The organism is Vibrio sp. 10N.261.45.E2, from assembly GCF_002875705.1.
Taxonomy (GTDB): Bacteria; Pseudomonadota; Gammaproteobacteria; order Enterobacterales; family Vibrionaceae; genus Vibrio.
In genome coordinates this window covers 33,226-45,510 of the sequence record NZ_MCZZ01000125.1, presented here as the reverse complement: position 1 = coordinate 45,510, position 12,285 = coordinate 33,226, and the positions used below count along the sequence as shown (strand labels likewise).

The window sequence follows — 12,285 nt, the reverse complement described above, 5'->3', positions numbered from 1 at the left end:
CCGCGATGAACCTTAAAAAAGCCAGCATTCACATGCTGGCTTTTTGTTGTTCACTTAGTTAAACAATCACTGAATTATCGAACACTATATTTGGATTCAGCGCCTCGTTCGTAGTTAAAACGGAACCATTTATCTATGTCGTCGCAAATGCCAAGATAGGTCTCGCCACGTCGACCTAACGCTCTTGGATTTTGAGAACAATACTGAGTTTTACCCACTTCATAGCCTTGACCGTATGCCGCATACAAATCTGCATCAATGGATGGTGAAGCAGCAGCTTCAGCCAAACTAGCTTCTGTCTGTTTAGTTTTTCCTTTTAGCGCCATTTCTTCGCCAAAGCTCTGCCAATCGGTCGTGTTCATTGATGTGGGTGGCGGGGTTTGCGCACAACCAAATAGCATTATGGATAACACCAATAATAGATATTTCATAATTTCCTCCTGATGGAAAAGACTAGCCTGTACATTAAGACTATTAGCTATTACGTCAGAAAGCTTCCAGTAGTTCATTCACTATAGCGGGTTGTTCCGCTTACACCAGTCACCCGAAAGTATTTCTTTATTAGCTGTTAGATCAAGCTGATACAAATATACCCATGCTAATCCAAATATAGTCTCTATTTGCTCGCGACGATACTCAACAGGCACATCTTCTAGCCGATCGAGCGACGCCAAAACTTCGTCGTTAATGATATAGACCTCGCCAGCGACACTTTTCTTTCCAAAAATCATCGCCGGATAGGCACCTAAATCAAAAAGTGCGTATTCCTCTGATGTATCAAACCGCCCAAGTAAATCGCAGCCCTTCAAATAGTGATGATTGGACTGACCTTGCCTCAATGTTCCATAAACAAAAACAAGATGCTGCATACGCCCTCCATGAGCCTTTCTATTTACGATCTACAATGGATGAGACCAAAGCAACTCGAATCCAAATTGCCCTACTCAAATTCAAATTGATACAGAAGGTCAACGGCACTATCTAGGCCAGACACCGCTTCAACATAGAGGTCCTGCATCAATCGATAACGAACCGTAAACTCACCCAACGAATTGAATATACCCACACCATACTTCACCTGTAAGCCTGGAAGAATGTAGCCACTTACCGTCACTTGAGAATCATCGCCAGAGCCTGCAGTATCCAATTGCAAATCTTGTACACCAAAGGCTTCACCGATTTCACCAACAACCTTACCACTCTTCGCCAGACTCAAACCGATTAAGGTGGTCGTCATTGAGCCGCTTGATTCGCCATCGATATCTTGGCCACGCAAAATATAAGATAACGCGTTGGCTTGCGGCATCGCTGGATCAGAATAAATCTCGATAGTCGGCTCTGTTGCTGGGCCTGTCACTCGAATACCTGCGGTCACATCATCCTGAGTATTATCAGGGTTACGAATCGCATTGATGGCGACATATGGCTGATCTGGAGGTCCATTCATTAGAATCTTACCCTCTTCGATCAAGAGATCTTGTCCGAATGATTGATAAGTACCATCGACGATGTTCACTTCCCCTGTAATAAATGGACCTTGGTCTTTTTGAGCCACGTTGAGCTTACCGACCAAATCACCTTCGAGGCCGAAGGCAGACAGTTTAAAGTCATCACCAATAGAGATATTAATATTCGTCATCACATTGAATGGGATCGTGTCCTCGTTTTCTGGTTCAAGATCTTTATTCAAAAGAACTTGATCAGAAGACACGCCAACCGCAGAAGGTGGTAAATCTTCGACAACAATGCGTCCCCAAGGTAGTGCAATATCACCGGTGATTTTGGCTAGCTCGGGGGTGACATCAATAGTCATATCAGGCACGACTTTAACTTTAACCATCGGCGGAATATCAACCATCAACTCATCAGCAAAAACTCTCACATTAGAGCGCCATGCTTGAAGATCTTGCCAATCTCCGCTCCCCTCAATATCAAGATGACCATCAGGGGTTTCGACATTCGCATCCAGTTTTGCGCTATAACCATCAAAGTCGAGGTCTATGTGACCATCTTTCACATCAACAGGTGTTACGTCACCTTTAACTTGAATACCATCAACAGAGAATCGACCAAAGACTTGAGGGTGCATTAAAGAACCTTTGACTTGAAGGTCACTCTCAAGGTCGGCTTTTAATAGGCTGTACTCACCAAGAATTGGCTGTAAGAAATCGAGATGGAACGTGGTCAGCTTAATAGCTGCGTCTACCATTTTGTCTTCGGCAAGAATATCAGGTAATGACACCGTACCAGACAAGTCACCATTGTCTGAAACATCCAGCTTAAAGTCAGCATCCAGCTTGTTATCTTTCAGCTGGGCATTCAATGCAACACTCTCCCAACCTAGGGTAATTGGCTCACCCACTTGTTGAACAACCTGACCTTTAGGCATATCAACGCTTACCGTCACCTCTGGCTCGCCTTGTTCAGACCACTTGGCATGAGCAGTCGCGTTGACTAAGCCCTGCAGTTGCGTCTCTTTAGGCACAAAGGCTTTAATCTGAGCAAAATCGAATTGGTTGATGGCAAGCTTTACCTCACCTGATTTTCCGGCACGAACGTCTTCATCTAAACACACACTCGAACCCGATTGTTTCCAACAGTGCGCTTGAACATCGGCAAACTGTTTATCAACATCCGCCTTTATTGCGACGGGTTGCTCTAATACCCAAGGACCTTGTTGAGTGGTGATTTTGACTCGGTCTAACGAACCATCCCAAATAAGAGAAGGCTTTTGAATCAATTCACCAGAGATAGCCAAACTGGTCGACACGATGTCAGATATGACATCTAAAGTCACAGTGTGTTTCTTCTCTCCGCCACTTATCGTCAAGTCAATGCTTTCTACGTTTTGATCTTGATAAGTTAGGTTCTTAGCTTTTAGTTCAAGATCGGCTTGAGCTTCGGGCAATGGCAAAGGAACAACAGAACCATTGAGAGACAAGGATTCCAGTGTTGCTTCGTTATTCCAATCGACCTTATCCACATTGAGAGCGAGATCGATCTCCGGCTCTTTCGTTGGGCCACTAAGTTGGATATTGCCGATCACTTTTCCTTTCAAATCAGGGACACTTTTTACAAGTTCAGGGAAGAAAATCTCAACGCCCATGTCCCATTGCTTATCAAGCTCACCCTGAGCCTTAATCGAGTTAACACCGTGAGCCAAGCTCAAGCCGCTGGTTTTCAGTTTTGGTTCACCGCTCGCACTGAGATCCGACGCTGACAACTGACCTTCGATATCCAGAGGGTATTCTCGCAAGATCCCTTCAATATCTAACTTAGGCAGCTCGATCGCCCAGCCCCCCGCTTCTGTCAGCTCACCCGAGGTAACGATGCTTCCGCTAATGTTACCCTCAGCTTCTGGCCACTGCAGACCCGGTTGAATATCTTTGAGTGTCACATCAGCTTGCCAATTAACAAGATTCTTCCAGTTCGCTTTAACGACACCGTTAAGTTCACCGCCTAATGTGTTCAATTTTAGACGCTCGAGCTCAATCTGCTCAGTCGTGCCTTTCCCTTGTAAATCAATGGATAACTCAGGAATCTCCTTACCATCAGCTTCACCGATAAGCTGTACATTGAAACCATCTAATGAGCCATCGGCCTTAAACTTCTTAATTACCGCTTGGTAATTACTTTTTCCAGTAAGGGGCCACTGTGCTTGGCCACCCTCTAAAAGGAGATCAAATGGTAGAGTCGGCTCTAAGGGTTGAATGTCCCCAGACAACTTCGCCTCAATCAGCTCAGAGAACTGAGAATCCAGGTTGAGCTTGGCCACGCTCCCTTGCGCTTTCAATGATAGTTTTTGCCCAGCAAGGTCGGTTTCGTTCACTAACGCATCTAAAGAAAGCTCCAACGGGTAACCATCTTTAAGTTCAACCTTCGTCGCTAGGTTCGCGTTTACTTGTGGCGTATCGAGTTCAAGGGTTGAAACGTCTACTGTGTGCCCACCAGCTCGTGCTTCGAGCCCAAGGTGGTTCACAACAATGGGGGTCTCTTGCTCTAAAGTGAAGCGATTTAAATCAAAGCGCTCTAGGACAACCTTTAAAGGAATCCAGACTTCGGGTAATTCGATAGCAGTTTTAACGGTTGTCTCGGGCTCAACAGCTTCAGCTTGCGGCTCTTCTGCCGACTCCGCGAGTTTGACCTTGAGATCATTGAATAAGGTTGGAGATACCGTCAGCTTTTCGCCTTGCATAGTCAAAGCGGTAGAGAATAGGCTCCATTCAATTTCGTGGCCTAAAATATTCAACTTGATATCAGATAAAGCGATACGATTGATTACGATTGGCAGCGGTGTTTTTACCGATATTACAGGTGGAGTAGGCTCAGCTTCTTCTGGTGACGCTAGAGGCAGCTCAGTAAATGCAAAATCCAACCCTTGAATAGCTAAACGATCGACACACAACTTAGGGTCGAGCAGACAGCGAGGGTTGATAGCCAATGCCAATTTTTCAACCTTGGTATCGATATGAAGGCTATCATCTTTGAACTGGACATTATTAAGCGTAAAACTTGGGAAAAGTGCACCTTTAGTGCTTTCTACTTTAAGCTGTGGCAATGCTTTTTCAGCGCCCCACAACACGGTGTTCAACCCTGGATTGGTGAACAAAACAAAACCTAGCAGGGCTATCAACAGCAGCAAAATAGACGTCAATGAGATCGATGTCCACTTAATGCATTTGCCCATCACTTTGATCATAATTCAGGTCCTAAACTAAAGTGCAGTTGGAACTCATCGCCTTTCTTCGCATCTAGACCCCAAGCAAAATCTAAACTCACTGGGCCGACAGGCGATGCCCACCGAACCCCGACACCAGTACCGTGTTTCCATTCTGGCGTATCATTAAATGCATCACCAATATCGTAGAAGGCTGCGCCCCACCAATTTCCGACTAAGCGGTATTGGTATTCAAATGAGCTGGTAGCAATGAATTTTGCACCGGTCAATGCGCCACTTTCATCGCGAGGAGAAATCGATTCGTACCCATAACCACGGATACTGTTGTCACCACCGGCGAAGAACCTCAGTGAGGGAGAAAGCTTGTCAAATTCGTCCGCAAAGTTACCACCAAACTGTAGGCGGGTTAGACCACGGTGGTTGTTACCGATACTTCTGATCCAAGCTGTTTGTCCTTGAAAGCGTACCACCTTGGTTTCCGACAATAAGGTATCATCACCCGCTTCAAACATTATGGTTTGTTTGTCGCCCCACATCGGCATCGAACCGCCTCGCGTTCGAGTTCGTGAGAAAGAGATACCCGGCAACACAAATTGCGCTAAATCATCTTGCAAACCTTGTTCATAGTTTTCGACCAAGTATCGAATGAACACCGTGCGTTGCCAGCCGTTATCCAGGCGCCAATATCTTTCTAAGGCAAGGTTTGATTCCAAACTCTTGGTATCACGGTTATCTAAATTCTTCATACCGTACTTAACTTGATAATAGTCATTAAGTACGTCATCCAATGGGATTTTATAAGTGGCGGTGATCGTCTGTTCAGGCTTAGAAATCGACAAACTACTATTGAAGCTATGACCTTGGTCGTTAACCCAAGGTTTTTTCCATTTGAGAGTGCCTTTTACACCAAGGTCTGTTGATACACCAATACCCGTTTCGATTTGATTACGAGCTTGCGGAGCAAGGCTGACCTTCATCGGGATTTCTCGACCTTCGCCTAATTGGCTTAAGTCCGGTTCAACAAAGACCGAAGAAAACCAATCGGTATTAGACAGGTTTTGGTTGTACTCGCCAACTTTAGTAATTGAGTAAGGTTCGCCATCTTCAAATGGCTTGAGAGATTGAACTTTGTCATCTTCAATTTGACTGCCCGTCACTGTGGTTGTGCCGAAGTGATAGCGGATACCACTATTATAGTGAAGGCGAATGTAAGCGCGATTTAATTCAGGAGCAACTTCTAACTTACTAAGATCATACGCACCATCGAAGTAGCCCTTCGCCAAGCCAAGGTTGCGGATTGACGATTTCAAAGAATCATAATTACCATGGTTCAGAATCGAACCTTTAGACAGCTTGCTCTTAGCGATCAAGGCCAAAAAGTCAGGGTCATCTTTGGCTTCGCCAGTCAAAACGATATCTGAAGTGTAAATAACAACTGGTTCTCCTCGGTCGACTGTTACAGTCAATTCAGAGTCATCTTCAGAGTGAGAGAAAGTGATGCTAGGTTGGTAATAGCCCAACGCATTCAGAGCTTCTTTGATCATAGATTCCAAGCGAGATTGGAACCTTAACGACACCGCATATTCTTCTTCAGGGACAGCGCTCAGATAAGCATCTACATTATCCTCTAGCGCTCCATCAAGCCCTTCAATCTCAAGGGAAACGTCAGCGAAAGCGAGCGTCGATGACAATAGAGTGCCAATCAGAACTAGTAAAGTTTTTCTTATCATGTTTAATTGGTGAAGAAGTTATCAATACGTTAATAAGTGAAAAGAAATAATACCGCTAAAAAGGCATTGAGTCTGTAATAAATCCTGGAATAACACGGTCTAATTTAAAGACTTATTCAATATAAACCAACAGTTAATATGCACCTAAAGTCAGGAAAGCCAACGCGGTAAACGTATGCGAAAAGGAATATAACATGCTAAACAAACAACAACTGGTTTCTGCAGCAACCGCATTACCGGGGAATGCTGATCCAATCCGAATTACTGAGCATCACTTCGTCAATCAAACAAACCTACTCGATGCTCCTATAGGTTCCCAACAAGAAGTCCTACTTGGTATGGGGTGCTTCTGGGGAGCTGAGCGTCTGTTTTGGCAATTGGATGGTGTGATTTCGACATCCGTTGGTTACGCTGGCGGATACACAATCAACCCAACTTATGAACAAGTCTGTACCGGGCAAACCGGTCATACCGAAGTCGTTCGTGTCATTTTTGACAGTGCACAAACATCACTAGCTCGCATACTAGAAACTTTTTGGGAACGTCATGACCCAACTCAAGGGATGCGCCAAGGTAACGATTTAGGCACTCAGTACCGTTCCGCGATCTACACATTCAGTGAAGAACAACAATCTATCGCTGAGCATTCTAAACGTGAATATCAACGAGCAATGACTGAATCATTAGGCAACGAGATCACGACGGAAGTTCTGCCTGCTGGGAAATATTTTTTCGCAGAAACATACCACCAGCAATATTTAGCTAAAAACCCAAATGGTTATTGTGGATTGGGTGGGACAGGCGTCTGCTTCCCGTCACAATAAAGTGCAGCTCGACATACCAACAAGAACAACACGCATTAAAAAGGGCTTCCACTAGGAAGCCCTTTTCATTACTAATCTATTTGAAGCACTACAACACAATAAAAGTCAGTTAAACCGGTAACGCAGCAATCGTGCCGTTAACTTCTTTAAAAACAGTGAGTTTTTTCTTGTCTGAAACTTCAGGAAGCAGCACCTTGCCTTGGTCGAAGCGAAACTCACCAACACCTTCAATAGCAAACTGGCCTTTGAACAGGACTTTAACGAAACGCGCCACCTGATGTGGACGGTAAGTAGAAAATTTTCTTAACATAATACAACCTCAATTCCCTTTGAGTACTACAGTCACATACCTGAATAGGATCACTATTCAAAGCACATTAAATCGCTAATTCCTTTAGCAAACAGCAAGATAATCTATTGTTCATCTCGATATTGATGCATTATACCTTCTGGTAACAAGCCTGCAACTTATTTCTACATCGTACGATAAAAAAGTTAAAGAGGCATTTTTCAAATTTCATATTATACTTCCAGTGCAAACCAATAAGCGGAACAAAAATATAATGAAAAACAAAACTCTACTGGCTTTTTTAGCCGCAGCCTCTCCACTCTTCGCCAATGCTCATAACCTAACAGTAGGTGCTACCCTGCCTGCCGTCGATGTTAGTAACTATGGTGAAATTGTTCTCAACGACGGAAATACTGGATATCAAGCTTGGGAAACCAATGATCTTCTGGGTAAAGTTCGCGTTGTTCAAGCTATCGCTGGCCGCAGCAGCTCTAAAGAGCTCAACGCACCGCTGATGGCAGCAATTACAGCATCGAAGTTTTCAGAAGACAGTTACCAAACCACCACCATTATCAACCAAGATGATGCGATTTGGGGTACTGGGTCTTTTGTTAAGTCCTCTGCCGAAAGCAGCAAAGAAGAATTCCCATGGTCTTCTATGGTTTTAGATGAAGACGGAGCCGTTGCTTCATCATGGGCTCTAAAAGAAGAGAGCTCAGCGATTATCGTGCAAGACAAGCAAGGTAAAATCTTGTTCGTGAAAGAAGGCGCACTTGGCGAATCGGAAGTCGCACAAGTTATTGAATTGATTAAAGCGAATCTTTAATCAGATATTCACCTCTTTTTCGAGACCTTATCAAAGGATATTGTTATATTGTAACAGTATCCTTTTTTTATTCTGTGGTTAATCATCCTGATGTGGCAAAACACACCTAACAATGTGAAACGCAAAACCTGCTTTTTGCTGGGCCTGATGCTCATGCTAAGCATGTTAGCCGCAACACATATTGTGGATATTCACCCAGAACACCACACTTCGCATCACTGTGAGTTATTTTCGCTTAGTCAGTTCATCACTGCCCACTCACTACCACAGATTCCAGAGTTCCATTCGGAGTTTACTGTCGCTATCACAGAGTCAGTAACTTCACTACAGCGACTATATTTCGCGTATTTAGCTCGCTCACCTCCTGTAAAGATCGCTTAAATACCACTACCTTTTAATTAACCTTTATTCAGGAAAAAACATGAAACCTACTATTTTAGCCGTTGTTATCGGCATGACTGTCTCTACTAACGTTTTAGCTAACGAAAAATTCCGCTCTCATGAAGCACACGTACATGGTCAAGTTGAAGTAAACATCGCGCAAGATGGACAAGAACTGCTTGTAGAAGTAACAGCTCCTGGTGCGGATGTGGTTGGCTTTGAGCATGCTCCAGAAACCGATGAGCAAAAGAAAGTGTTTGAACAAGCTATCGCGCAATTAAATAAGCCTGAAGAGCTGTTTAGTTTTAACAATGCGAGCTGTACTCTGAAGTTCAAGTCAGTGGCGAACACCCTAGAGGCCGATCATGATGACCATGAAGGCCATGACCATGCTGAACACGATCATGACGACCACAAAGACCATGACCACGCTGAGCACGATCATGACGACCACAAAGGCCATGACCATGCTGAACACGATCACCACGACCATGAAGGCCATGACCACTCTAAAGGTGGCCACGGTGAATTCACTGTTGAGTACCATTACCAGTGTTCAGATGTTGCTAAGCTAGACACAGTTAGCACTCAATGGTTCTCTAAGTTCAGCAATACAGAAAAAATGACTGTGAACTTACTTACAGACACAGCTCAAGTACAAGAAATACTTAACGCAGAGCGTATTAGTTTCCGATTCTAATCAGTCCTAGATCGAATTAAACGTAAAACAAACAGCCAGGTAAGCAATCACTTACTTGGCTGTTCAAATCGGTGTGTTGTTCTGGGGAATTAATGTTTCAAATTGCTGTCCAGTAGATACACCGCTTTAATTATTGGAGCTAGCATGTCTTCTGACAGATCATCACTTGTGGTCAAACTCGAAAATATCAGCTTTCGTTGGAAGCCTGAATTACCACCAACGCTAGAGATCCCATCTCTGCACATCCAAGCCCAAGAGCACCTTTTTATAAAAGGGCCAAGTGGTTGTGGAAAATCAACATTGTTAGGGATGTTGACTGGAATCAACCAAGCCGAGCAAGGTGAAGTCTCTATTCTAGATCAAGACCTCACACAGCTCACTCCTCGTCAGAGAGACAAATTTAGAGCTGATCATATTGGTTATATTTTCCAACAATTTAACCTTCTTCCTTACTTGTCAGTCATCGACAACGTTACGCTTCCTTGTCAGTTTTCAAAGATTCGTAAACAGCAAGTCGTTGAAAGCCAGAAAAGCTTACAAGAAACGGCTCGAGAGTTATTACTTCGATTAAAGCTACCTCAAGCCTTAATGGATAAACCTGTAACCGAGTTGAGTATTGGTCAGCAACAACGTGTCGCTGCTGCTCGTGCTTTGATCGGCCAACCAAAAATCATCATCGCCGACGAGCCAACCTCGGCTTTGGATCATGACAACCGAGAAGCCTTTATCGAGCTGTTGCTAGAACAAGCGAATCAAGCGGGTTCGACTCTAATCTTTGTTAGTCACGATCCAACATTAGAAAAACTGTTTACTCGAACCATAGATTTAAAAACCGTTAATCAAGCTAAGGTTGTCGTATGAAAGTAATTACTCACTTAGCCTTAAAAAGTGTACTCAACCGTAAAGCCACGGCCATTCTCACTATTCTCACCGTGGCGGTATCAGTCATCCTATTGCTCGGTGTAGAACGTGTTAGAACCGAAGCCAAGAGCAGCTTTGCCAATACGATCTCAGGTACAGACCTTATCGTCGGTGGTCGCTCTGGTCAGGTAAACCTGCTGCTTTATTCAGTATTTAGAATCGGTAATGCAACCAACAACATCGACTGGAAAAGCTATGAAGAATTTAGCCAACATAAAGCGGTAAAGTGGGCTATCCCAATCTCATTGGGTGATTCGCATAAAGGCTTCCGTGTGATGGGTACAAATCACAGTTACTTTGAAAATTACCGCTATGGAAGTAAGCAACCACTTACTTTTCAGCAGGGTAAAGAGTTCAACCAGTTATTTGATGTCGTCATTGGTGCTGATGTAGCGAAGAAGTTAGATTACAAAATTGGTGATCAAATTATTCTCGCGCACGGTATCAGTGATGTTGCGTTTAGCCGCCATGATAATCTGCCCTTCAAGATAGTGGGAATACTGGCCCCAACCGGAACACCAGTAGACAAAACGGTACACGTATCGTTAGAAGCGATCGAAGCAATTCACGTTGGTTGGGAGTCAGGTGCTAACCTAGGACACACGCCGGATGCAGAAACATTAAAGACTTTTGATTTCCAACCTCAACAAATCACTGCCATGATGCTCGGACTCAACTCGAAGATTCAAACCTTCGCATTGCAACGAGAAATCAATAACTACCGCCAGGAACCTTTGAGCGCCATCATGCCGGGTATTGCGCTTCACGAACTGTGGGGAATGATGGCTGTGGCAGAGCAAGCACTGCTGATTGTTTCAGGGTTTGTTGTTGTCGCGGGTTTATTAGGCATGCTCAGCAGCCTACTCACTAGTTTGCAAGAAAGGCGTCGAGAGATGGCTATTTTGCGTGCGATGGGCGCAAGACCTCGTCATGTGTTTGGTTTACTGATCAGTGAAGCCAGTGCGCTAACCTTCCTTGGCATTACATTAGGCGTTGCGGTGTTGTTTGCGCTAATCGCAGTGGTTGCTCCTATTGTGCAACAAAGTTATGGTATCAACATCTCGATATCCGCAATCACACCTCATGAGTGGAAACTGCTTCTGCTGGTACAAGTTGCCGGAATCATTATCGGCTTTATTCCCGCTTTCAGGGCTTACCGCCAGTCATTGTCTGATGGCATGACGATTCGAATCTAAAATAGGAACCTACGATGCAACGCAAATTCCTACTGATACTTGGGCTACTTATGTTCCCATTTATCAGTACAGCTCACGCTGAAACCACTCAGAATGACGAATCGGTCTTAACACTTGAATGGATTGATTTGATTCCAGAATCAGAGCGCGCTCAACTAGATTCATTTGGTATGCCGATGGTTGACCACAACAGTATGGACAAACCTCAACAATCGACACTTGGCGCTGTTCGCCCAGAACTGAATGGCAGCACAGTGAAGATTCCTGGCTTTGTGATTCCATTGGAAGGTGATGAGAATATGATCACTGAATTTCTACTGGTTCCATACTTTGGCGCATGTATCCACGTGCCACCGCCGCCACCGAACCAAATCATCTACGTGAAGTTCCCGAAAGGTGCACCAATACAGCAGTTATGGGATGTAATTTATTTAGTCGGTACGCTGAAAACTGAGTCGATAAGCCACGACTTAGCACAAACAGGTTATCTGATTGAAGGTACTGCGATTGAAGAATACGACGACATGTAGTCGCTAGAAGGGTGGCTCAGGGACGAGCTACCATCACTGAATGAGTGAGAACATTCAATAACAGTTTAATAACGATAATTTTCTTCTAAATTACGCGATGTAATTAGATAAGTAAGCTAGAACAGCAACATAAGTCGCGAGTAATAACCCTATACTAAGCTGTTTCTTCAGCTTGTTATCATTGACTTGATTCATAACTCCTCCTTGAGA

The 12,285-nt window shown here is 44.1% G+C and carries 12 protein-coding genes; 7 read left to right on the top strand and 5 right to left on the bottom strand.

What is annotated here, in order from left to right:
* Nucleotides 1–74: 74 nt before the first annotated feature.
* The 4 genes from BCT34_RS12735 to BCT34_RS12720 all read right to left on the bottom strand — a co-directional run bounded on the left by BCT34_RS12735 (nt 75) and on the right by BCT34_RS12720 (nt 6,408).
* The gene (locus BCT34_RS12735; RefSeq protein WP_076651535.1) at nt 75–431 is read right to left on the bottom strand and encodes a DUF2799 domain-containing protein; all 357 of its coding nucleotides are present in this window, start codon (nt 429–431) and stop codon (nt 75–77) included.
* Nucleotides 432–512: 81 nt separating this feature from the next.
* The gene (locus tag BCT34_RS12730) at nt 513–869 is read right to left on the bottom strand and encodes a gamma-glutamylcyclotransferase (RefSeq protein WP_076651536.1); all 357 of its coding nucleotides are present in this window, start codon (nt 867–869) and stop codon (nt 513–515) included.
* A 71-nt stretch (nt 870–940) separates the two neighbouring features.
* On the bottom strand, nt 941–4,699 hold the full coding sequence (locus tag BCT34_RS12725) for a translocation/assembly module TamB domain-containing protein (RefSeq protein ID WP_076651537.1): 3,759 nt from the start codon (nt 4,697–4,699) through the stop codon (nt 941–943).
* Nucleotides 4,696–6,408 (bottom strand): autotransporter assembly complex family protein, encoded by a 1,713-nt coding sequence (locus BCT34_RS12720; RefSeq protein ID WP_076651538.1) that lies wholly within the window; start codon nt 6,406–6,408, stop codon nt 4,696–4,698. The genes BCT34_RS12725 and BCT34_RS12720 overlap by 4 nt, the downstream gene beginning before the upstream one ends.
* Before the next feature lie 194 nt (nt 6,409–6,602).
* On the opposite strand from BCT34_RS12720, the gene msrA reads away from it, so the two are divergent.
* Nucleotides 6,603–7,232 carry a peptide-methionine (S)-S-oxide reductase MsrA gene (gene msrA, locus BCT34_RS12715; protein WP_076651539.1) on the top strand — a complete coding sequence of 210 codons (630 nt, stop codon included), beginning with the start codon at nt 6,603–6,605 and terminating at the stop codon, nt 7,230–7,232.
* 109 nt (nt 7,233–7,341) lie between these two features.
* Here the strand turns inward: msrA and BCT34_RS12710 are convergent, their stop codons facing one another.
* Complete coding sequence (locus BCT34_RS12710; RefSeq protein WP_076651540.1) at nt 7,342–7,542, bottom strand: DUF1107 family protein; 201 nt, start codon at nt 7,540–7,542, stop codon at nt 7,342–7,344.
* 253 nt (nt 7,543–7,795) lie between these two features.
* Here BCT34_RS12710 and BCT34_RS12705 point away from each other — a divergent pair, with 253 nt between their 5' ends.
* From BCT34_RS12705 to BCT34_RS12680, 6 genes are all read left to right on the top strand, one after another.
* Nucleotides 7,796–8,347 (top strand): YtfJ family protein, encoded by a 552-nt coding sequence (locus BCT34_RS12705; protein ID WP_076651541.1) that lies wholly within the window; start codon nt 7,796–7,798, stop codon nt 8,345–8,347.
* Nucleotides 8,348–8,437: 90 nt separating this feature from the next.
* The gene (locus BCT34_RS12700) at nt 8,438–8,728 is read left to right on the top strand and encodes a DUF2607 family protein (RefSeq protein ID WP_076651542.1); all 291 of its coding nucleotides are present in this window, start codon (nt 8,438–8,440) and stop codon (nt 8,726–8,728) included.
* Nucleotides 8,729–8,768: 40 nt separating this feature from the next.
* On the top strand, nt 8,769–9,428 hold the full coding sequence (locus BCT34_RS12695; protein ID WP_076651543.1) for a DUF2796 domain-containing protein: 660 nt from the start codon (nt 8,769–8,771) through the stop codon (nt 9,426–9,428).
* A gap of 144 nt (nt 9,429–9,572) precedes the next feature.
* The gene (locus tag BCT34_RS12690; protein ID WP_076651544.1) at nt 9,573–10,289 is read left to right on the top strand and encodes an ABC transporter ATP-binding protein; all 717 of its coding nucleotides are present in this window, start codon (nt 9,573–9,575) and stop codon (nt 10,287–10,289) included.
* Nucleotides 10,286–11,545: an ABC transporter permease gene (locus BCT34_RS12685; RefSeq protein WP_076651545.1), complete on the top strand. Its 1,260-nt coding sequence runs from the start codon at nt 10,286–10,288 to the stop codon at nt 11,543–11,545. The genes BCT34_RS12690 and BCT34_RS12685 overlap by 4 nt, the downstream gene beginning before the upstream one ends.
* 14 nt (nt 11,546–11,559) lie before the next feature.
* Entirely contained in the window at nt 11,560–12,075 is a 516-nt protein-coding gene (locus tag BCT34_RS12680; protein ID WP_076651546.1) for a DUF3299 domain-containing protein, read from the top strand.
* Nucleotides 12,076–12,285 lie beyond the last annotated feature (210 nt).